This window comes from Paraburkholderia sp. GAS82 (assembly GCF_050436285.1).
GTDB lineage: Bacteria > Pseudomonadota > Gammaproteobacteria > Burkholderiales > Burkholderiaceae > Paraburkholderia > Paraburkholderia phenazinium_B.
This window is the reverse complement of record NZ_JBNDLX010000014.1, coordinates 177266-198535: the sequence shown is the minus strand read 5'-3', so window position 1 is coordinate 198535 and position 21270 is coordinate 177266. Positions and strand designations below refer to the sequence as shown.

16 protein-coding genes, 1 pseudogene and 1 riboswitch are annotated in these 21270 nt (G+C 61.8%); of the genes and pseudogenes, 10 read left to right on the top strand and 7 right to left on the bottom strand.

Annotated elements, in window-relative coordinates:
- Positions 1 to 123: 123 nt before the first annotated feature.
- Positions 124 to 786: a TetR/AcrR family transcriptional regulator gene (locus P3T17_RS34015; protein ID WP_429411342.1), complete on the bottom strand. Its 663-nt coding sequence runs from the start codon at positions 784 to 786 to the stop codon at positions 124 to 126.
- Between the two features lie 73 nt (positions 787 to 859).
- On the opposite strand from P3T17_RS34015, the gene P3T17_RS34010 reads away from it, so the two are divergent.
- Positions 860 to 1441, top strand: a complete 582-nt coding sequence (locus P3T17_RS34010) for a hydrolase (protein WP_429411295.1) — start codon at positions 860 to 862, stop codon at positions 1439 to 1441.
- 117 nt (positions 1442 to 1558) lie between these two features.
- Positions 1559 to 2749 (top strand): FUSC family protein, encoded by a 1191-nt coding sequence (locus tag P3T17_RS34005; protein ID WP_429411293.1) that lies wholly within the window; start codon positions 1559 to 1561, stop codon positions 2747 to 2749.
- Between the two features lie 159 nt (positions 2750 to 2908).
- Here P3T17_RS34005 and P3T17_RS34000 read toward each other — a convergent pair.
- Positions 2909 to 3127 (bottom strand): annotated as a pseudogene (locus tag P3T17_RS34000) (alpha/beta fold hydrolase); the annotation flags it as partial.
- 81 nt (positions 3128 to 3208) lie between these two features.
- Entirely contained in the window at positions 3209 to 4918 is a 1710-nt protein-coding gene (locus tag P3T17_RS33995; protein WP_429411291.1) for a long-chain-fatty-acid--CoA ligase, read from the bottom strand.
- A 670-nt stretch (positions 4919 to 5588) separates the two neighbouring features.
- Here P3T17_RS33995 and P3T17_RS33990 point away from each other — a divergent pair.
- On the top strand, positions 5589 to 6167 hold the full coding sequence (locus P3T17_RS33990) for a hypothetical protein (RefSeq protein WP_074265710.1): 579 nt from the start codon (positions 5589 to 5591) through the stop codon (positions 6165 to 6167).
- A 172-nt stretch (positions 6168 to 6339) separates the two neighbouring features.
- Positions 6340 to 8772 (top strand): ATP-binding protein, encoded by a 2433-nt coding sequence (locus P3T17_RS33985; RefSeq protein WP_429411288.1) that lies wholly within the window; start codon positions 6340 to 6342, stop codon positions 8770 to 8772.
- 118 nt (positions 8773 to 8890) lie between these two features.
- Here the strand turns inward: P3T17_RS33985 and P3T17_RS33980 are convergent, their stop codons facing one another.
- Positions 8891 to 9496, bottom strand: coding sequence for a TetR/AcrR family transcriptional regulator (locus P3T17_RS33980; protein ID WP_429411286.1), 606 nt, complete (start codon positions 9494 to 9496; stop codon positions 8891 to 8893).
- A gap of 127 nt (positions 9497 to 9623) precedes the next feature.
- Here P3T17_RS33980 and P3T17_RS33975 point away from each other — a divergent pair, with 127 nt between their 5' ends.
- From P3T17_RS33975 to P3T17_RS33965, 3 genes are all read left to right on the top strand, one after another.
- Complete coding sequence (locus P3T17_RS33975; protein ID WP_429411284.1) at positions 9624 to 10547, top strand: NAD-dependent epimerase/dehydratase family protein; 924 nt, start codon at positions 9624 to 9626, stop codon at positions 10545 to 10547.
- 2 nt (positions 10548 to 10549) lie between these two features.
- Positions 10550 to 10894, top strand: coding sequence for a DoxX family protein (locus tag P3T17_RS33970; RefSeq protein WP_074265714.1), 345 nt, complete (start codon positions 10550 to 10552; stop codon positions 10892 to 10894).
- A 269-nt stretch (positions 10895 to 11163) separates the two neighbouring features.
- Positions 11164 to 13359 (top strand): glycoside hydrolase family 28 protein, encoded by a 2196-nt coding sequence (locus P3T17_RS33965; protein ID WP_429411282.1) that lies wholly within the window; start codon positions 11164 to 11166, stop codon positions 13357 to 13359.
- Positions 13360 to 13444: 85 nt separating this feature from the next.
- Here P3T17_RS33965 and P3T17_RS33960 read toward each other — a convergent pair whose 3' ends face one another.
- Positions 13445 to 14293, bottom strand: coding sequence for a DUF2182 domain-containing protein (locus P3T17_RS33960; protein ID WP_429411280.1), 849 nt, complete (start codon positions 14291 to 14293; stop codon positions 13445 to 13447).
- 8 nt (positions 14294 to 14301) lie between these two features.
- On the bottom strand, positions 14302 to 15069 hold the full coding sequence (locus tag P3T17_RS33955) for a DUF899 domain-containing protein (protein ID WP_429411278.1): 768 nt from the start codon (positions 15067 to 15069) through the stop codon (positions 14302 to 14304).
- Between the two features lie 131 nt (positions 15070 to 15200).
- Between P3T17_RS33955 and P3T17_RS33950 the strand changes: the two genes are divergently transcribed.
- Entirely contained in the window at positions 15201 to 16439 is a 1239-nt protein-coding gene (locus tag P3T17_RS33950; RefSeq protein WP_429411275.1) for a helix-turn-helix domain-containing protein, read from the top strand.
- Between the two features lie 17 nt (positions 16440 to 16456).
- A complete protein-coding gene (locus P3T17_RS33945) occupies positions 16457 to 17104 on the top strand; it encodes a DUF5074 domain-containing protein (RefSeq protein ID WP_429411273.1) in 648 nt (215 codons plus the stop codon).
- Positions 17105 to 17125: 21 nt separating this feature from the next.
- Here the strand turns inward: P3T17_RS33945 and P3T17_RS33940 are convergent, their stop codons facing one another.
- Positions 17126 to 19051 carry a TonB-dependent receptor domain-containing protein gene (locus P3T17_RS33940; protein WP_429411271.1) on the bottom strand — a complete coding sequence of 642 codons (1926 nt, stop codon included), beginning with the start codon at positions 19049 to 19051 and terminating at the stop codon, positions 17126 to 17128.
- A 45-nt stretch (positions 19052 to 19096) separates the two neighbouring features.
- A riboswitch (adenosylcobalamin (AdoCbl) riboswitch) is annotated at positions 19097 to 19186 on the bottom strand.
- A gap of 259 nt (positions 19187 to 19445) precedes the next feature.
- Between P3T17_RS33940 and atzF the strand changes: the two genes are divergently transcribed.
- Positions 19446 to 21260 (top strand): allophanate hydrolase, encoded by a 1815-nt coding sequence (gene atzF, locus P3T17_RS33935; protein ID WP_429411269.1) that lies wholly within the window; start codon positions 19446 to 19448, stop codon positions 21258 to 21260.
- Positions 21261 to 21270: the final 10 nt, after the last annotated feature.

Genomic DNA, 21270 nt, shown 5'->3' with positions numbered 1-21270 from the left:
GAGCGGCGCTCTGGTCCGCGAAAAACATCAATGGTGTGGCTCATGGTGGGGAGCCCGAAAATTGACTACATGGCACAAGGGCAAACCGTGCGCCTCGGATTGGACGTACCACGCTGTGGAGACTTATGAAGACGTGAGGGTATCCAGGTTCGCACGCTGGATCGCGTCCTGCAGGTAATGACGCATAAGGCCCTCCAGTTCGTCCATGACAGCTTTACGACTGGCTATGGAGGTATCGCCATTAACCGCGACGGCCGCCTTCATGATCTGCTGGATCACGGCGGCACGGACGGCGATCTCTGCCGGTGCCAGATGCGGCGCCACTTCAGCCAGCACGGATTCGATCTGTCTACGCAGACTTTCGCGGATGCTCATGGTGCCCGGCAGAGCGTAACTGTAGGTCTCGACCAGGACCGCAAATGCCGGATGGGTCGCGCGGAACTTCACGAACGTTCTCGTCAACCGGCTCGCAAGCAGCGATACGTCCAGAGACGGCGCAGCCTCGCGCAGCTTGTGGAACGTCTCTGCCAGTATGTCCAGATAGCTTTCGAGCAACGCACCCGCGATTCGGTCCTTGGTAGGAAAAAATTGATACAGCGAGCCAATTGATGCGCCCGCGCGGGAGGCAATCGCCGTCATGGTTGCTGCATCGTATCCCTTGTCTGCGAATTCGGTACCCGCTGCCTCCAGCAGCGCTGCGACCCGTGCGTGACCGCGTGCACGCTGTGGGGCTTTCGCTTGCCCGCTTTCGGCACGCAATGTTGCGGTTGACTTTTGTGAGGGCATGCTCATAAAATAGATATGTGAGACGAGCCTCACAATACACCTTTGGCTCACTAACTTCAACGGAAGGCAAAAGATGTTGCAGAAACTTGACTCCAAAACTACGGCGCTCGTTCTGATCGACCTCCAACAGGGCATCCTTGGTTTTGGAAAGGCCCCTCGCAGCGCCGAATCCGTGCTGACGGCCTCAGCGAAGCTCGCGAAGCGCTTTCGGGAACTCAGCGCGCCGGTCGTGCTGGTCCGCGTAGGCTGGAGCGACGATTTCGGCGACGCGCTGAAGCAACCCGTCGACCAGCCCGCGGCGCTTCCTGCCGGCGGACTTCCGTCGACGTGGTGGGACTTCCCCGAAGCGCTCGAAGCCGCCGAGCACGATCTCAAGATCACGAAGCGGCAGTGGAACGCATTTCACGGCACGGAACTCGATCTGCAATTGCGCCGCCGTGGCATCAAGACCATTGTGCTCGGCGGAATTTCGACGAATATCGGTGTGGAGTCGACAGCACGAGCTGCCTTTGAACTCGGCTACACACTCGTGCTCGCCGAGGATGCGATGAGTTGCGCCACGGCTGAGCATCATCACGCGTCGGTTAATTACATTTTTCCGAGGCTCGGCCTGGTGCGTCAGTCCGCGGACGTGATCCAGGCACTCGCGGACTGACGCTGGTCCACGAAGGGGCATGACGGCCCGAATGCGCAGCCGCTGACAGGCCGGAAAGTGCGCCGGTCGGTACGCCTTCATCTGGAACAACCGATCGGATCGGGTCAACGCGCGGGTTTGTACATCGACCTGTCCGCACACGCGAGAGGGCAGCAGCAGAGCACGAAGATTCGGTGCAGGAGTTCCGGGATGTCCACATCAAGGTCCGACGAACAATCAATTAACCGTATAACCGACGCTTCGCCGACGCAAAAAAGGCGTTACGAGGCTGTCGGATCGGCCATGTCGCGCATCGGGGCTGCTATCGACAGCAAGGCGCTTGTTCGCACGTTGACGGCCCTTTTCCCATTAGTCGTCCTCGCGCTGGTTTCCGGTCAGACAAAGTGGTTGCTCGTTTCGCTGGTGACGGTGTCGACCGCTATCGCAGTGGATCGCTCGCATCTCGCTCCGCTCGGGGTTATTTCCCACGGGATAACCATCGGAGCGGGCTTCCTGGTATTGATGGCCTCGCTTGCGTATCCACCACTGTTTGTCGTAGCCACTGCCCTAATGGCAATGGGGTCGATTTTGGTGACCGCACGGGGAAGCGAATTGCGCTCACTCGGTAGCTATACGTTCATTCCGGTACTTTACCTCGCCTGCGAGAGCGCCGAGGGAGTGAGGCAATCCTCACTCATTCATCGCGGGTTCGAACTTCTTCCCTTCGTATTGGCTGCTTTCTTGCCGGTTCTGCTGATTTCCTCGATCAATCATTACCGCGAACGCCGTCCAGAGGTTTCATATCTAGCTCACTATGCGAAATGGTCGAAGCGTTCTGAGCGTGGCGACCGTGTTCCGTACGTCGAAGCGATGATCGCAATAGCACTCGCCGTAGGCCTCGCAGCTGCGCTCGTGGAGTGGAGGCATATCGAGCGCGGACAATGGATGATCTGGTCTGCGGCGAGCGTGGTGACGGGCAGTGCGGCGAGCGCCCGAGTCAAGTTCCGGAATCGTATCGCGGGGGCCATCGTAGGCGTGCCGGCCGGTATCTTCGTCGGGTTGTTGGTCCCCCACGACTATTTCGTGCGAGACCTGGTTATCCTCGCTGCGTTGCTGACACTCGTCTGCATTCGGCCCTACGTTATGGCATTCGGCACGCGTTGCGCCTGCGCCGCGATGGCATTCGTGGTTGCCGGGCAGTCGTGGACTTTCGCTAGCGAGCGTCTGATCAACGTAGCGGCCGGCAGTGCAATCGGTCTCTTGATTACGCTGGCTGTGCACGTTATCGCGAGGCGCATCGAACGCTCGCGCAAACCGGTCTCATTTTGATGATCGGCAAGATTCCGGTCGCCCCTGTTGGCAGGTCCGATGTTGCGTCGCGCGCGCAAGCGAACGGCCGTTCGGAGCTGCTCATCGGCCGTTCAGCGATCCGCGCGACCATACCGGCAATTGCACGATAGCTACACTCGCAACGATTGGAATCGCGATTTCCGGCGCGAGCAGCGGAATGAGACTATCAAACATCCGCGACGACGACGGAAACCCGTGAAGAAGTACGATGGTTGGCGCGTTTTTCGGCCCCGCCTCCCGATAGAAGACGCCAACACCTTTCACTTCCACCCGGTGATAAGTGAGGGTCGATGAGGACGATCCGCTCGGATCAGTTCTGCGTGAGCGAGAATCGGTAGACGGACTCTTTGTATTCATGGTGACTCCGTTATGAGGCAACGTTGGAGCGGCAAGTTAAGTCTGCGCCCTTCGGTCCCTCGAAGCAGACGACATTGCCCGTCAGTCACCTTGGCTGGCGACCAAGGCGGACGCATTTTCCCGCTCCTGCAGCAGTCGCCACTGAACCTTTCCGCTGCCCGTTCGGGGTAGCCCAGCGACGAATTCGACGATCTGGGGTACCTTATACGCAGCCATATGCTCACGTGCCCATTCAGTGATCTGCTTTGCTGATACATCAGCGCCGGCCCGCACGACCACGAATGCCTTCACCGCCTCACCCTTGCGCGCGTCTGTTGTTGCTACGACACATGCTTCCTGAACCGCAGGGTGCGCAAACAACAAAGTCTCGACTTCCGCGGGCCATACCTTATAGCCAGACACATTTATCATTCGCTTCAACCGGTCGACGAAGAAGAAATATCCGTCCTCGTCGATATAGCCGAGATCGCCAGTACGCAGATAACGTATGCCCGAAACCTCGACGAAGGCGTCGCGCGTGGCGTCGGGGCGTCCCCAGTAACCGGTGAACACCTGCGGACCGCTGATCAGAATCTCGCCCGTTTCCCGCGGACCGAGCACTTCGAGCGTGATGGGATCAACCACAATTGATTCGGTATCCTGTATCGGTATGCCCAGACACTGCAGCTTGCATCGCTGCGGTGGATTGATGTGAGTCGCTGAGATGGTCTCGGACAATCCGTAGCCCTCCATGTAGGGGACGCCCAAGCGAGCTTCGATGCGCTGTGCCAGTGCGTTCGGCATGGCGGCGCCACCGCCTGCCAGACGCTCGATGGAACTCAAGTCGAAACGATCAAGATCGGGCAGGCTCATAAAGTCAACCATCATCGTCGATATCGCAATCCAGAGCCCTACGCGATAGCGCTCGATCAGGAGAGCGGCACATCGACTGTCCCATCGGGTCATCACAACCATGGTCGAACCGAGAGAGATCGCCACGTTCATGCATTGCTGCATGCCGGTAACATGAAACATCGGCATCGCGCACAAGATCGCCGAGTCAGGAGACACATGACACCATTGCGCAGAGGCCGCGACGACATGCGTTGCGCTACGATTGGTGTGCATGCATCCTTTCGGCGCGCCCGTGGTGCCCGACGTGTAGGGGATCACCGCAAGGTCCTCGGGCGATGCCACGTACGGCGACGGCTGCTGAGCGGCCGCAAGCGCGGCACGCCAACGCACCACGTTCGGCGCAATAGCTACAGAGTGCTCGGAGTAGATATCGAGTTCGGGGACGGTTTCAGTCAGCACGACTGGCAGCGGCAGGTCGGTGTTGTCAGCAAGATAGTCGGAATAGCGCGCCACAATCGCGTGGCTGATCGCGCCGCCAAGAAGAGGCTGGGCATTCTCGTAGAGTTCTTCACCCAGCAGAACGACCTTGGCGCCGCAGTCCTCAATAATCTGCCGAAGTTCGGCGGTCGTGTTCATCGGATTCACCGGCACAACCACTGCATTGGCTCGCAAGATTGCATAGTAGCCGATCACGTATTGCGGGCTGTTCTGCATATACAGTGCGACGCGATCGCCACGCGCGACGGCGCACTGACACTGCAGAAAGCCGGCCAGCGCCTCTACTTCTTGCCGCAATTGCGCATAACTCAACGTCCCGCCGTAGTAGTGAAGCGCCGTCTTCCCGGGATATCGGCTGGCAGAGGTTTCGAGGTTTCCGTACAGCGAAGGCTGCGGCGATGACAGGTGATGCGCAAGGCCCTCGGGCCAGTATGGCGAATCTTTCACGTTTCCCTCCATCAGGTGGCGCTCCGGATGCCTTCAACGATTGATGCCGTTGAGTCGGCGCCGTTGCCGTGGCATCCGTTATGTACGACTGGAAAAGCCGACGGCGTTATCGAGCTTTGTTTGTGCGTTCGATCCCGTCTTAAGCTTAGTACGCCAGTGACGCTGCGACACAGTATCGACGGCTCTACTTGCTGGCCGACCTACGAGGCCTTCGCAGTCATTTGCTCCCAGCGATAGCGCGTTATTCGCGCCGCGCGATTCTGAATATGCCTGCCTTTTGTCCGATGTTCATCTGGCATCTGTGAATATTGTGGATTACGCTACCTTTTGCTATGCGACTTTAAAACGTAGCTGACTCACGAAGTCACAATTGCGCGGACTTTCGTGCACCCCTTCTGCACGTGCCTGCCGACACCGAGCGAAAAACGACCGCCTGGTGGGGCATTTCGCCATTTAATTACTTAGACCAACGCCGCGGCTTTCTCGCATCCCCAGCGGGAACAGCCGACCGCATCGACAGCCCCTCGTTGTCTTATCGCGCGTTTCCGCAAACGGCAGCAGCCAGGTATTACTCCAGCAATCTTTAATTTCATTGGTTTGAATTGGACGCCGCATCCGGCCGGCAAACAGGCTCCTGCCCGCCGCGACGTTACGCGCCTGATTTGGCGACAAGGAGATGGCCATGAAGATCAAGCATTTAAGCATTTTGTCGGCAACCGCCGTTGCACTTCTCTCGCTCAGCGGTGCCGCGCAGGCCGGCGGCCCCGGCGGCGTTTGCTCGAACGCAACGCTAAAGGGAGCGTTCGGGTTTATCGGTCACGGAGAGATTCTTGGACTGATAGGCGCCGATGGTACGGTGCACCCTTACGCTGCCCCATCGATCCTTGATGACGTCGCGCTGGTGACGTTCGACGGCGCGGGCAATTTTTCGCGCACCGACTTCGGGGTTATTGGCGGGCTGCCGAAAGGGGGTGAGACCACATTCAATCCGAACCAGACCGGCACCTACACGGTGAACTCCGATTGCACCGGCACCATGAAAATCGTCTATACCCCCGGCGGAGGCGTTCCGGCCGGCGTCGAAACTGACCTGAACATCGTCGTGGCTGCTGACGGCACGCTCATCGAGTCGGTTGTCTACAGGGCGATCACTGTCTCAGGTGCGAGCGCGGACGGCGTAGTAACGTGTCCGTCATATTGCCAGCAAGGTGTGCAGGAAAGTTTTGAGGGGAAAAAAGTCCTGGTCTACGGCTTTCGTTAGTCAGGTCCGGATGGGCTCACAACGGTCGGACGGGCTTTCAATCTGGAGTCCATATTCGCGCCACACGCGAGATTGATCCATCGTCGTTTGAGCATACCCAGGGGTTTTCCCGCCTGTGGAAGCAGGTGGGCGCGCCGTTACTACAGGTCATCGGTAAGGACTGGTAATGATCATGAGGCGCGAATTCAACCGGCTGGATGTATTGACGCAACTGCTCGCGGGATCAGCGGCCATGGTCGTGCTGATCGTCTTGCTGGGCGTGGTGGCCATTATCGAGATGCACGCAGGTAACAGCCGGGTATCAGCGCTGCAGGGAATCCAGCTACCCGCGGTGCGCAGCAGCCTGCAGATGGCCGCGAGCACGCGCGAGATCGCGCTGGGCGAATTTCTCGCCGTCGGGGCGAATACGCCGCTAGACATAAAGCACGGCACAGACATGACCGACGCCGGCATCGGCATGTTCCGTAACGCGCTCGCTGGCTATCGCGCGCTCGCTTCGGGCGATGACGTGGCGCGCGTCCGACGCGTGGCCGATTTCTTCGAACACTACATTGCTATCGACGCGAAGATCCGTGCCGCGCTGGCCGACGGCAATCAGGCGGATGCCTCGCAGCAGATCATGGGGGCGGCAGCACAAACCCGCGCCGCGCTTGATCGCGAACTGGAGGCCATTGTGGCGGGCAACGATGCCGCGGCCGCGAGGGAGGGCGCCGCCGCGCAGGCCGCGTATCACCACACGATCCTCACGGTAGCGGGTTTCATCCTGTTCGCGTCGCTCATCGCGCTCATCGTCTCGCTCGTGATCGCCAGAGGCATCCTGCGCCAGCTCGGCGGAGAGCCGCGGGTTGCCGCTGCCCTCACTGCCCGCATTGCCGCTGGTGACCTCTCGACGGCCATCCGCACGCGCCCTGGCGATGGCACGAGCCTGATGGTCGGGCTTGAGTTCATGCGTGAGCGCCTCGCCGCCATGGTCGAGGAGATCCAGCAGAGCTCGCTCCAGCTGAAACAGAAAACCGCCGACATCCAGGCGATGCTGCAGAACATGCAACAAGGCATTTTGACCGTCGTCGACGGCGGCATCGTGCATCCGGAATACTCGGCGTACCTCGAAGCAATTCTCGAGACGACCGACATTGCGGGGCAGCCGCTGCTCGATCTCGTGTTCGACAACACCGACGTGGGCAGCGATGCGCGTGCGCAGATCGAGGCCGCGCTCGACGCGTGCCTCGGCGAAGACAGCATGAACTTCGCGTTCAACGAGCATCTGCTTGTCAACGAAATCTCGAAGACGATGGCCGATGGCCGCGTGAAAATTCTCGACCTGAGCTGGTCGGCGATCATCGGCGAAAACGACATCGTCGTGCGCCTGATGCTGTGCGTGCGCGACGTAACCGAGCTGCGTGCGCTTGCCGCCGAAGCCGGCGAGCAGCGCCGCCGCCTCGAAATGATCGGCGAGATCCTTGCGGTGAGCGAAGAGAAGTTTCACCAGTTCGTGGAAAGCTCGATCGGCTTTATCCACGAAAACGAACGCATCATCCGTGAGCATGACAGGCCCGATCTGGACGCGGTCGCGAAGCTGTTCCGCAACATGCATACGGTGAAGGGCAATGCACGCACCTACAGCTTCCAGCACCTCACGAGCGTCGTGCACGACGCCGAGCAGCGCTATGACGCGCTGCGCACGGCGCAAGGCGATCACATTTGGGACCAGCAGGCGCTGATCGCCGACCTCGGGCACGTGAAGGCCGCGCTCGAAGCGTACGCGACGATCAACGAAGTGAGCCTCGGCCGCAAGGGCGGCAAGGCCGCGAGCAGCGCCGAGCGCTACCTGATGGTCGACATCGCGCTGATCCAGCAACACCTCGAAATGCTCGAGGGGGCGGATGCATCGGATCCGCAGGCGCTGCTGGAGATGCGTGAGTCGATGCACCGCACGCTTCGGCTGCTCGGTACTGAGACGCTCGGCGAAGCGCTCGGCGGCGTACTCGGCTCGCTGCCGTCGCTCGCGAAGGAGCTCGGCAAGGAAGTGCCGCACGTGCGGATCGACGACAACGGCTACCGGGTCCGCAGCCAGGCGTGCGGTGTGCTGTGCGATGTCTTCACGCATTTGCTGCGCAACTGCGTCGACCACGGCATTGAGCCGGCGGACGAGCGCATCGCCGCAGGCAAACCGGCGCCGGGCACGATCGCACTGGAGATGGGCGTTGACGACCACGCCCTGCAGATCACGGTCAGCGACGACGGACGCGGCCTCGCGCTGGCGAAGATCCGCCGCGCGGCAATTGAACGCGGATGGCTCAGCATTGACGAAGCGGCGAGCGACGAGACCATCGCCGCCTTCATCTTCCGTCCGGGCTTCTCCACCGCGCAGACGGTGAGCGAAGTGTCGGGACGCGGCGTCGGCATGGACGCGGTGCGCGATTTCATCCGCCGTGAGCATGGCCGCATTGAGCTGCGCTTCACCGATGACCGTCAGGGCGCCGACTTCCGCAGCTTCCAGACGGTCGCCTGGCTGCCCGAAACGTGGACGGTAGACAGTCTCGGGGAGCCGGACCGCGCGCAACGCAGGCGCGGTGACGAAGTAAGCACAGCGATCGCAGGATAAGGTGCCACGCCAGGGGCGTGATGAATTGATTCAGTAAACCAACAGGCACCGCCCTGCTTCCCGCGCTACACGCTGTTGCGTTCCGCATGCAGCGACCCGACATCTTATGCGGTGCTCCTTAGCGAAGTGCAGCCGCTACCGCCTCGTCGATCTGCAGCGCAAAGCGTGCTTCAACATCGGGCACCGCGTAGCCAATTGACAGTTCCAGATACGCGTCGCCAAGCACCAACTGAACGAATGTCGCTGACCGCAAGGCAGCAGTCGATTCGTCAAATCGCTTGCGCAGAATTTTTGCGGCGAAGGCACGCACGACCTTTGCACCATTTTCGTAAAACACCTGGCCAAGTTCCGGAAGACGCTCGGCCTCAGCAACGATGGCCCGGTAAAGCCGCAAATTATCCGGCGTAATAAGACCTCGTGCCAGCAACCATCCCAACTCGCGCAACTCAACTTCGGGTGCGCCATCGGTTTGCTCGCCCTGAGCGCTGGCAAGCAACGCGCCCACCTGAGCGCACATCTCGCCGACCAGACCAACGAAGAGCGCCTCCTTCGACTTGAAGTGGCGGTAGACCGTCTGTTTGCCGACGCCGGCGGCCGAGGCGACATCGTCCATCGTTGCCAGGCCGAAACCTTGGCTTAAAAAAACGGTTTTTGCACCGTCGAGGATGGCGAATCGCTTACGGCGTTGCAGCGGGCTCAGGTCGGGGAGAGAAGAAGTGTCCATGCGAGATAAATAGCAGATCATCGAGTAGTTGACAAGACTGGTCAGTCTCGTTTGGATTTGCGGAAACGAGACTGATTAGTCTCGTTTGTACGACGATTCAACTCGCAGCCAAACATGGGAGAACGCTTTGAAACTGTTCATTACAGGTGGTACCGGCTTCATCGGGCAAGCGGTCGCGCGCAAGGCTATCAACCTCGGCCATCAGGTGACGGCGTTGGTTCGCAAGGACAGTTCGGCGGCCGCCAGCAAACTGGCACATCTCGGCGTGACACTGCATTCCGGCGACCTGCGCGAGCCACAGTCTTTCGCCGCGATTGCCGGTGCCGCTGATGGCGTGGTGCACACCGCGTCGACCAACGATGCTTCCGCCGGCGCTGCTGATGAGGCCGCGGCTGTCGCGATGCTTTCGCATCTGCATCCGGGTGCGGCATTTGTTTATACGTCGGGCACCTGGGTCTACGGCAATACGGAGGGGGAGCCCGCGACTGAAGCATCGGCGCTGAATCCGACGCCACTCATCGCCTGGCGGCCCGCAGTGGAGCAACAGGTGCAGGCGCTAGCAGCAAGCCGCTCGATTGCTGCAGTGATCCTCAGGCCGGCGATGGTGCATGGCTACGGTGGCGGCGTGTTTGGCATGCTTGCCGGCATGGCCCGTCAAACTGGCAGTGTGAGGATCGTAGGCGATGGTCGCAACCACTGGCCTGCCGTTCACGTCGATGATCTCGCCACGGCCTATCTGAGCGCGATGGAGCGGGCGGCGCGCGGGGACGCACAAGTCATGGGACAGATCTTCAACGTGGTCACGGAAGATGCCGTTGCCCTTGCCGAAATAGGTGAAGCAATTCGGGCCTCGGTCGGCGCTGATCGCGTCGAACCCTGGCCGCTCGACGATGCTCGCCAATCGCTGGGACCGTTCGCTGACGCACTGGCACTCGATCAGACAGTAAGCGGCCAGCATGCCCGGCGAGTTCTTGCGTGGACGCCCCGCGGCCCCGGCCTGATTGCGGATCTCTCTGCACAAAGGCACTTTCAGCAAGTCAACGGGGCATGACCATGGCGTGGAACAGTGCATCTTTCGAGTCGATTCTCGCGATGATCGTAGCGGTTCTGTTCGCGGTCGCCGGGGTGGTCAACCTCGCGGGACGCGGCGCGGTGAAGCGCGACTTCGCGCGCTGGGGTTACCCCGCATGGTTTCATTTGCTCTGTGGCGCTCTTGAGCTGTTGTGCGCGGCACTTCTGTTTGGACAACAAACCAGAGTCCTGGGTCTGATGCTGGCCGGGGCGATTTTGATCGCCGTGCTCTTCACGTTGGTGCGAAACCGCGAGTCGTTCGGGCATCTCGCCCCGGCGCTGGTCTTCTCGGCTCTCGTGGTGGTTACTGTGGCGCTCCGCGGTTGAGGCTTGCCGCCACGGTGCGTCCCTCGCCGCGTTGTAAGGCATCTTTCAGGCATGCCCGCCAACTTGCGCTATCAGTACCACTACCAGGTCACATTTGATTGACAATTCTCACATCGTCTTACAACAATAGCAGTAAGGATCCCATCAGAAGGTCCTGCCCGATCTCGTCACTGCGTCTATGCATTCCGCCGCGCACGAGCGTCGCCACGTCGCTCCCTGGAAGACGAATGGATGACCACTTATCGGTAAGACAAAAGGAGATGAATCAAATGGCAGCGCATGACAAAGACGATACTCCGCTCCCCGCACCCCACAACAACGCGCCCGCCTCGCCTGGCCGGCGCGCGTTTATGGCCTTTGCCGGAGTATCCGCAGGTGCAACCTTTCTCGCGACCGGCCGCGCAGCGGTAGCGGCAGATTCCATGTTTCCGTTTCCTTCAGGTCCCGGAGACCAGCCTCCGCCACAACCCGGTCACCCGTTCGCGTCCGACCCAATCTGGGGCCCAGCCGGCGAGGCCACGGCCATCATCAGGAGGCTCGCCTATATCAGGCCCGAGATGTTCTCCCGCGCAGACTTTCACGTGATGAGCTACGGTGCGCGCACGCTGCCCGCCTCCGCGCTGATTTCGTCGACCGCGTGGCCGGGCGGCAAGATTCCCTGGGTGACCGGCGGCACGGAGCAGACGGCGCATCCGACCAGCGACCTGCAAAGCCCCGGCTCGGACGTGATGGTGCCGTGCGACTACACGGGCACCCAGCACGACTCGTGTGCCGCGTTCAATGCCGCGATCATGGACGCGAATCGTGCCGGCGGCGGCCGCGTGGTGGTGCCGGCCGGTAACTGGTATTGCGGCGGTCCGATCGTGCTCCTGAGCCACGTGAACTTCCATCTGGAGTCGGGCTGCACGATCTATTTCAGCCCTAACCCGGCGGATTACGCGAAGAGCGGTCCGTACAGGACGGCGAACGGCAATCTGTACCACACGCGCTGGCAGGCGAACGACTGTCTGAATTTCGGCTCGCCGATCTATGCGTTCCGCCAGACCAACATTGCACTGACCGCCGACGACAACACCTGCGTGCTGAACGGTCAGGCGATGACGCCGATACAACTGAGCAATCAGCCGCCGACCTCGTGCTGGTGGACCTACAAGGGCAGCAGCAACACGTATGGCTGTGCGGGTTCATCGACGCCATCGCAGGCTTATGCGAATCCGAACAACGTCCCACTGACGAGCCTGCCCGCTTCCCAGATCAAGAACCCGCAGGCAAATGTCTCCTTTACGAATCAGTACGGTGTGACGGGTTCGCTGATGGACCTGCTCACAGGCACGGGCTGGAACCAGGACCAGAACTATCTGCCCGCGCTGTCCGAGCTGCGCGTGCCGTTCGAGGACCGCATCTTCGGCAACGGACACTTTCTGCGTCCATGCATGATCGAGTTCATTGGGTGCACGAACGTGCTCCTGCAGAACTACCACACGCAGAACACGCCGTTCTGGCAGCACCACCCGACCGATTGCATAAACGTCGTGATCGACGGCGTGTTTGCCGACAGCGTTGGCCCGAACAACGACGGCTTCGATCCGGACGCGTGCAACTACGTGCTCGTACAGAACGTTCAGTTCAACACCGGCGACGACTGCATTGCAATGAAGTCCGGCAAGTACCTCGACACCGAGTACGGTCCGATGCAGAACATCGTCGTGCAGAACTGCACGATGCAGAGTGGCCACGGAGGCCTGACGATCGGCAGCGAATTGAGCGCGGGCGTGCAGAACGTCTACGCGCGCAATCTGACGATGCAGAACGAGAACTGGGCGAGCAATCCGCTGAACATCGCACTGCGGTTCAAGACCAACATGAACCGCGGCGGATACATCAAAAACGTCTGGATCAACGGTGTAACGCTGCCCAATGGGGTGAACCTGGCCGGCAAATATGGCGGTGGCGCGCTCGGCACCGCCATCAGCAAGATCACCGGTACCGGAACGACCGGTCTCGCGACGAACCCGTCCACGGGTCAAGGCGGCCTGATTACGTTCGACTGCGATTACAGCCCGTCCGGCGATGCGGTACGCTGGACTCCGTCGGTGATCAGCAACATCAACATCACGAACGTGAACGCGAGCGATGTGTCGGGGGCGGTATCGTACTCAATGCCTTCGGGCTTCGTCGCCGGGTCGAACTCGTGCTTCCAGGCGATCGTCATGCAGGGCCCAGAGGCGGTCGACTACAACGGTCCGCTACCGGTGCCGACCGTGAGTCCGATCAGCGGCGTCACGATCTCGAACTGCAATCTCGGCTCGCCGGTGTGCACGGGCGCGGCCCCGACGACGCCTTCGACGTCTGCGTCGGCGGCGCCGGGTCCGATCTTCGTAAGCAATGTCAGCGGTATTACGCTGAATAATGTGGTGATCACGGGCACCACGTACAACACGACGCTGAGCGCATCGGCGACTTGATATAGACGCACACGGCGGCGGGCAATCGTGGCCGTGTGCGCGGCGATATCAAGTGACGAGCCGGTTCAAACCCCGGCCTTTCCGATCATCCCAACCCTACGGCTCGCCCGACCAGAGCCACGCCCACGCTGACAATCACAACGCCGATCCCGCGCGCGACATCTTCGCTGAATGGCGCGAGACGCTCTACAGTGATAGCCGCTGTTACTCCAGCCATCACCCAAACATTCATGACCCCGGCAACGAGCAGGATCGACGTCAGGCCAGCGCAGCAGTAGCTGCAATGAAGCCCAAGGCGCAGGCCGTATCGCCACGCTGCGCCGGCATCCGTTGGCAGTTCGCAGTCACAGTACCCCGGAGCTTCACGGCAGCAGCCAAGGTGACGGACCTTCCAGCTAGTGAACTGAAGTGCCCCCGCTCCGAGCACGACCATACCGGCCACGACCGGAACGGCGCGCGCCAACACCGACAGCTGCATCTCCAGCACCGACAGCGCGGCGCCCACCGCAAAAGCAGCCAGCCCCAAGAAGGCCCAGACAAAGAAATACCCCGCGCCCGCCAGTAGGGTGAGCCGGTCAGGCTGCATCTGACCTGCCCCGGCCAACGCCTCACGATAGCGCCACAACGCGGGCGCAAGCGATGGCAGCATCATCGCGACCATCATCACGAGCCACATGCCGAGGAACGATGCCGCGACACCGGGCCACGTCTGTCCGCACATCGGCAGCCACGCCATCGACATCGTCCAGCCGCCTGGCATCGGCATCCCGCCCATCGCCGACATCGACGCGCACCACATGAGCGTCACCGTCGCGCTTGCTGCAAACAGCAGCGCGCAGATGCCGTAAAAAGTGAAGCCGGCGCGTTGGAAAACCGCGTGGCGCAAGAACGCCCCACGCGGTGTCCGCTGACCGGTTGCGCGAACGTCACTCATGACTGGGCTCAACCCCTGGCGTACTCATCATGGCGCTTCCACCAGACGCCCGTCTCGTTGCGCCCCTTCGGCGCACGGTCGAGCCACTGGTACATGCCCCAGATGCCGTCCACGCCGCGCGCATAGGTGGAGTACGTGTGATACACGGCGCCATCCTCGAGTATGAAAGCGCTCATTCCAGGCCGGTCGCGCGCGTACGTTTGCGCGTCGGTCCCGCAGTTAGCTGCAAACTGGACAACGGGCTCAGGTGCCGGTGTCGCATCCATCGCATGCCGGCCACGCAGGTAGTTGTATTCGACTTCGCCATCACGCTGTTGCGCCTCGGTGAACGAAATATTGAAGTCGAAGTTGAAATCGCTCCCGGCCGAGGACGCCCACGGAAACGTCCATCCCATGCGCCGCCGGTAGGCCAGCAGCTTCTCCAGCGGCGCCCGCGACACAGCGGTGAGCGTGACGTCATGGTTCGCGAGGTGAACGGCGATGCCGTCGAACCCATCCGCAATCGACGAACACGACGGGCACCCAGCCTTATAGTCCGGCCCGAACATGAAGTGATAAACGAGAAGCTGCGAGCGTCCACTGAAAAGCTCCGCCAGCGATACGCTGCCGTGCTCGGTCTCGAACCGGTACGCCTTGTCGATCCGCACCCAGGGCAGGGCCTGGCGTTGCTGCACCAGCTCGTCGCCGCGGCGCGTGAACTCCTTCTCCGCCGCGAGCAATTTGAGCCGCGCCGCCAGCCATTCTTCGCGTGTCCCGGTTGCATGTGTCGTCGTCATGATTCGCTCCTTAGGTGTCCTGTGTCGTTTGTTCCGTTCCCAAATCCGCTGAGAGGCTTGGGTGTCGTGCTAGATTAGTCCCGGGCACCGCAGGAGGGGGAGTGACAAGTGTGACGCGATTAGAGCAGCCGATGGACTCGCCAGTCACGGCCGCGGCGCATGCGCTCGCGGCCGGCGACCCGCTCGGCGCGCTGAAGCGGATCGCATTGCGCGACGACGCGCCCGCACGTGCGCTGCGCGGCATCGCGATGGCGCAACTCGGCGATTTCGTGCGAGCCAGGGCGCTGGTGCGCAGTGCAGCACGCGCCTTCGGTGCAGGAGAGGCTGTATCCCGGGCTCGATGTGTGGTCGCCGAAGCCGAGATCGCGCTCGCCTCGCGTGACCTCGCCTGGCCCACCAAGGCGCTCGACGCCGCGCGGGCGACGCTCGAAGCGAGCGGCGACCGGGCTAATGCGGCGTATGCGCGGTATCTCGAGATGCGGCGTCTGCTACTGATTGGGCGTCTTGACGAGGCTGAGCACGCACTCACCGAACTTGACCCCACGCCCTTTCCGCCCGGACTCAGGGCCGCTCACGAACTGGTCGTCGCAGGTATAGCAATGCGCCGCCTGCACACGCAAACGGCCCTTGCCGCGCTCAAACAGGCCGAATACGCCGCGCACCGCGCGGGCATCCCTGCGTTGAAGGCCGAGGTCGAAAACGCATTCTTCGTATTGAACGCGCCCGCCGCAAGGTTAATTGCATGTGGCGAGGAACGCCCTCTTCTGCTTGCCGAAGTCGAAGCCTTACTGGCATCCGACACGCTCATCGTCGATGCATGCCACTATGCCGTGCGCGAAGCGGACAGCGTCGTTTCGCTCGCAAGGCGTCCCGTGTTGTTCGCGCTTGCACGCGCGCTCGCCGAAGCGTGGCCGTCCGACGTGCCACGGGACACGCTGATCTCGCAGGCATTCCGCACCCGGCATCCCGACGAATCGCATCGCGTACGCCTGCGCGTCGAAATCGGACGGCTTCGCACATTGCTCGGAACGCTGGCGAGCGTGAATGCAACGAGAGCCGGTTTTGCACTGGCGCCGCAGCGGGCGCGAGAAATCGTGGTGTTGGCGCGACCCGTCGAAGAAGGACATGCGGTGGTACTCGCCCTGCTCGCCGACGGTGAGTCGTGGTCGAGCTCGGCGCTCGCGCTTGTGCTTGGCGCCAGCCAGCGCACCGTACAGCGGACGCTCGACTCGCTGGCGGCCGCCGGCAAGGTGCAGTCGTTTGGACGTGGACGGGCGCGTCGCTGGATGACCCCGGCCCTGCCGGGATTCACGACGACATTGTTACTCCCCGCGCCGCTACCGGTTGATTATGATGGAATCGACAGGTGACCAGCCAGGGAGACGCCATGAAGCGTGCAACAGCAGAAATCGTCAATGAATACGGCCCATTTCCGGGTATCGATGGCGTGCATGGCGTCACCTATGATGGTGAGCACGTCTGGTTTGCCAGCGGAGACAAGCTGAACGTGCTCGATCCGCAGAGCGGCAAGACGCTGCGCTCGCTCGATGTCGCCGCGCACGCAGGCACGGCCTTCGACGGCCAGTACCTGTACCAGATCGCCGATCATCACATCCAGAAGATCGATCCGCAAACCGGCCGCGTGCTCGCCTCGATCCCGGCTCCTGGCGGCGACGATGCCGCAGGACTCACGTGGGCCGAAGGGTCGCTGTGGGTGGGGCAGTATCGGGATCGGAAGATTCTTCAGATCGACCCCGAAACCGGGAAGGTTCTTCGCAGCATCGAATCGAACCGCTTCGTCACCGGTGTGACGTGGGTTGACGGAGAGCTTTGGCACGCCACATGGGACGATAACGAAAGCGAGCTACGACACGTCGATCCACGTAGCGGCGAAGTCGTGGAGAGTCTCGAAATGCCGCCCGGCGTCCACGTGTCCGGGCTGGAGTCCGACGGAGCCGAGCAGTTCTTCTGCGGCGGCGGACGCAGCGGCAAGCTGCGAGCCGTCCGCCGGCCGAAGCGCGGCGCCACCGCCTAAAACACCGCCTGGAACGCTGCCTTAGAACGTGTAAGCCAGCTTGCCGAACGCCGTCCGGCCCAACGTGTTGTAGCCGTACGCGGTTACGTACTGCCGGTTGAACAGATTCGACAGATTGGCGGACACGGTGAGATGCGAGTTGACCTTGTACGCAGCGCGCAGGCCCACCGTTGTATAGGATGGCAGATAAATCGAGTTGGCCTGATCGTCGAAGGTCGATCCACCGTACAGCACGGAGATGCCCGTGCTCAGTGCGTGCAGGTGGAACTCGTCCCACATGTGATCGATGTTCAGGCTGAACGTCTGACGCGGGCGGCGGTTAAGCCAGGTCTGATCCGTGACGTCCTGCGGATTCAGGAAACCGACCGAGAGGCTCACCGGCGTCGATTTGCCGATGATGCCCTTGTACGACAGGTCGATGCCCTGAATATGCGCGCGTCCGACGTTCACCGGCAGGAAGGTCAACGAGTCGTATTCGATCAGGTTGTGAACGCGCGTGTCGTACACCGCCGCCGTGAAGGTCCCGAACGACGTGGTGGCATCCAGCGCCGCCTCAACCGTATCGCTGCGCTCCGGCAGAAGGTTTGGGTTCCCGTAGCCCGGATAGTACAGGTCGTCGAAGGTCGGCAGACGGAACGCATTGCCATACGAAACGCGCGCCGTATAAACCGGCGTAATCGCATAAGACAAGGCAACGTTGCCGGTATTGACCGACTGCCCCTCGATGATCTCGTGACGGCCTGCCAGGAACACGGTCAACGGGCCGAGCGTCGCCGACTGATGCAGCGAAACCGCTGAATCGTCGCGCGTCGGCACACCCGACGGAATGTCGTACGGCAGGAAGGCCTGCTCGCGCGAGAAGTCGTAGGCAAGCTTGGTCTCGCCGGACAGCGGCAGGTTGAACAGCGCGGGCCCACGCTCCTGATGCGTCAGCGAGGTCGACGTGCTCAGGCGCGTCGAGTCGATCTCATCGGATGGGATGCCCGGCGTATTCGTATACAGGAACTCGCGGTCCGTGGCGTAGCCGACCGACTGATCGAGCTGCGTGAACGGCGTGATATCCAGATGGAACGCGGCGCCCGTCGTCAGCTGATAATCGGCCTGCCGGTCGTCGCCGCCCGCGTCATCGTAGGAGAGATCCGAGCGGTGATACAGGAAGAACGTGGAGAGCGACCAGTTGTTGTGCGCGTAACCCAGGCGTCCATCCACGTCCTGCGCATGGTACGGGTTACGGCCGTCTTCGTGACCGAAGACAACCGGCTGCGTCGCATCGATCCCCGCCGTGTTGTAGTCATGCAAGCCGAGCGAGTAGGTCAGCCCGCTCAACGCCGACAGCGCGCCGGTGGACGGGACCGAGCCCGATGTGCGGACCTGCGTATCGAAGGTCTTGTTCGACCCGCCGCCCACCGACACCGTGGTCTGATTGGGCTGATTGGAAGCGTGGTTCGTGAAGAGCTGGATCACGCCACCCATCGCATCGGCGCCGAACGAAGCGGCTGCCGGACCGGAGATCACCTCCACGCGGTCGAATGCGGAGGTCGGCAGATCAGCCCATTCGGCCTGACCGCTGGTCGCGGAACCGACCCGGATACCGTCGATAAACACGGCCACCTGATTTCCCGCCGAGCCACGGATGCTGACGGACGCAAGCGAACCTGGGCCGCCGTTCTGCGCAATGGTCACACCGGGCAGTGTAGCAAGCGCCTGCGTGATGCTTGGGTCAATGGGCGAAAGACGGTCGAGATCTGCGCGAGTCAGAACCTGGGTCGTGGCATATCGCTGATCGAACGATTGCGGCAGATGCTGCGTGTCGCCGGTGACGAGGATATTCGGTAGCGTGGTTTGCGCGACGGCCTGATCCTGGGTCGACGACGAGTCGTCGGCGTGGGCGACCTGGCAAGCGGTAACCGTCAGCGCGGAGCTGATGATGAGATGACGAAGCTTCATTATTGGAATCCTGGGGATAGCGCGCCCCACAGTTGAATAGTAGACAACGACGCCGAGGTCTGACTTCCGGTTCGGACTGAAACCGGTCACAGTGGCGCGACCGCGCTGGATTTGCACCAGCTTCCACGAGTCGTTTGCGCGCATTCTACTTGTGAATCTAACGGGGACCGGAATAATTCCCGCCAATCGACGCGTCATTGCAACATCGCACCAGCGCGGTTCTGACGCCCAACGATCGGGCGTTTCGCGCCAGACGGGTGCATCCGAGAACGGCTCGGGCGCGGCGTACATGCCTGTATCGCCCTGCCCTGAAAAGGCGCGACAGCCTTCCCGCGCGGTTGGCATGAGTCTTGAGTACAATTTCCCTGAACTTGTACACAAGAGGGAATACGAGATGCGCGGATGGACAATTTCGGATTGGCAGGAAGCGTATCGGGACGGTGCGACGCCCGCCCAGTTGCTTGGCGAACTGGTCCGCGGACTGACGCCCGAAGATGACCCCGCATGGATATCGACCGTGACGCAAGCAGTGCTCGACGCGCAGCTCGCGGGCCTCGAGGCCAGGCTAACCGCGGTCGGTGGCGATCTGACGAAGCTGCCGCTCTATGGCGTGCCATTCGCCGCGAAAGACAATATCGACGCCGCCGGCTTCGAGACCACAGCCGCCTGCCCCGCCTTCGCCTATACGCCAGAGCGCAGCGCGACGGTCGTGCAGCGGCTGACCGATGCCGGCGCAATCGTCATTGGTAAAACCAATCTCGATCAGTTCGCGACCGGCCTCGTGGGCGTGCGCTCCCCTTACGGCATCCCGGCCAACAGCTTCGACGCCGAGTACATCTCGGGTGGCTCGAGTTCGGGGTCAGCCTCGGTGGTTGCGCGCGGCATCGTCCCTTTCTCGCTGGGCACGGATACGGCCGGCTCGGGACGCGTCCCTGCGGGCCTCAACAATATCGTCGGAATCAAACCTACTCGTGGCGCGTTCAGCAATAGAGGCGTGGTGCCGGCATGCCGCACGCTCGACTGCGTGTCGGTCTTCGCGACCACTTTCGACGACGCCGCGCTCGTGTATGACCTGGCCGCCTCACTCGATCTGGCCGACGGTCTGTCCCGCGAAGCGCCCGCCTCCGCGCTTCAGTGGCGCGTTCCCGCCGCGCCGCGTTTTGCGGTCCCGTCACAGCCGGAATTCTTCGGCGATGAACTGTCCGCGCAAGCCTTCAATGCCGCCGTGGCGCACCTTGAAGCGCGCGGCGCGATCTGCGTGCCGCTCGATTTTTCGCTCTTCGACGATGTCACTGCGCTGCTGTATGACGGCGCATGGGTAGCGGAACGCTATGCGGCGATTCGCGACTTTGCTGGCTCGAACGAAGCCGACATTCACCCGGTTGTGCGCGACATCATCTTCAAGGCCAAGGAATTCTCCGCCACCGACACCTTCGAATCGATCTACCGTCTCGCCGATCTCAAACGCCGCGCCGATGCGATGCTGGCGCAGTTCGACGCCCTCGTCGTGCCGACTGCCCCGGCCCACTACAGGATCGCCGAACTGCTGGCGGATCCGGTGCGTCTGAACAGCAATCTCGGCAAGTACACCAACTTTGTCAATCTGCTCGACTGGAGCGCAGTGGCCGCGCCGGCAAACTTCCGCGAAGACGGACTGCCGTTTGGGATTACCTTCATTGGCGAGGCGTGGCGGGAACGGGCGCTGGCTGACTTCGCGGCGCAATGGCATCGGGCCACCGGGCTGCCGCGTGGAGCGACTGGGATGCCGCAGGCTGCGCAGTCCGGTGCCGCGCAACCAGCGCCTGAGGCAAAACGCAGCGCGGCGAGCGACACCATTCGCGTCGCCGTCGTCGGTGCCCATTTGCGTGGCATGCCGCTCAACCATGAACTGACGAGTCGTGGCGCAAGCTTCGCGGAGAGCACGACGACCGCGAGCAACTATCGTCTCTTCTCGCTCGCAAACACGACTCCGCCGAAACCAGGGCTACTCCGTTCCGAAAGCGGCGCACCGATTCAGCTGGAACTCTGGGACGTGCCGGCGACTGCATTTGGTTCTTTCGTCGCTGGCGTCCCTGCACCACTTGGCATCGGCACTGTAACGCTCGCGGACGGCAGACAGGTGAAGGGTTTCATCTGCGAGCCTTACGCCCTGCAGGATGCGCAGGACATCACGGCATTCGGCGGCTGGGCTGCCTGGCTCGCGCGTTAGCTTCTCTCAT

Excerpts from the sequence above, each read along its gene's own strand:
- P3T17_RS34015 (WP_429411342.1), bottom strand. The coding sequence starts at position 786 with ATGCCCTCACAAAAGTCAACCGCAACATTGCGTGCCGAAAGCGGGCAA.
- P3T17_RS34010 (WP_429411295.1), top strand. The coding sequence starts at position 860 with ATGTTGCAGAAACTTGACTCCAAAACTACGGCGCTCGTTCTGATCGAC.
- P3T17_RS33995 (WP_429411291.1), bottom strand. The coding sequence starts at position 4,918 with ATGGAGGGAAACGTGAAAGATTCGCCATACTGGCCCGAGGGCCTTGCG.
- P3T17_RS33990 (WP_074265710.1), top strand. The coding sequence starts at position 5,589 with ATGAAGATCAAGCATTTAAGCATTTTGTCGGCAACCGCCGTTGCACTT.
- P3T17_RS33985 (WP_429411288.1), top strand. The coding sequence starts at position 6,340 with ATGAGGCGCGAATTCAACCGGCTGGATGTATTGACGCAACTGCTCGCG.
- P3T17_RS33980 (WP_429411286.1), bottom strand. The coding sequence starts at position 9,496 with ATGGACACTTCTTCTCTCCCCGACCTGAGCCCGCTGCAACGCCGTAAG.
- P3T17_RS33970 (WP_074265714.1), top strand. The coding sequence starts at position 10,550 with ATGGCGTGGAACAGTGCATCTTTCGAGTCGATTCTCGCGATGATCGTA.
- P3T17_RS33965 (WP_429411282.1), top strand. The coding sequence starts at position 11,164 with ATGGCAGCGCATGACAAAGACGATACTCCGCTCCCCGCACCCCACAAC.
- P3T17_RS33960 (WP_429411280.1), bottom strand. The coding sequence starts at position 14,293 with ATGAGTGACGTTCGCGCAACCGGTCAGCGGACACCGCGTGGGGCGTTC.
- P3T17_RS33955 (WP_429411278.1), bottom strand. The coding sequence starts at position 15,069 with ATGACGACGACACATGCAACCGGGACACGCGAAGAATGGCTGGCGGCG.
- P3T17_RS33950 (WP_429411275.1), top strand. The coding sequence starts at position 15,201 with ATGGACTCGCCAGTCACGGCCGCGGCGCATGCGCTCGCGGCCGGCGAC.
- P3T17_RS33945 (WP_429411273.1), top strand. The coding sequence starts at position 16,457 with ATGAAGCGTGCAACAGCAGAAATCGTCAATGAATACGGCCCATTTCCG.
- P3T17_RS33940 (WP_429411271.1), bottom strand. The coding sequence starts at position 19,051 with ATGAAGCTTCGTCATCTCATCATCAGCTCCGCGCTGACGGTTACCGCT.
- atzF (WP_429411269.1), top strand. The coding sequence starts at position 19,446 with ATGCGCGGATGGACAATTTCGGATTGGCAGGAAGCGTATCGGGACGGT.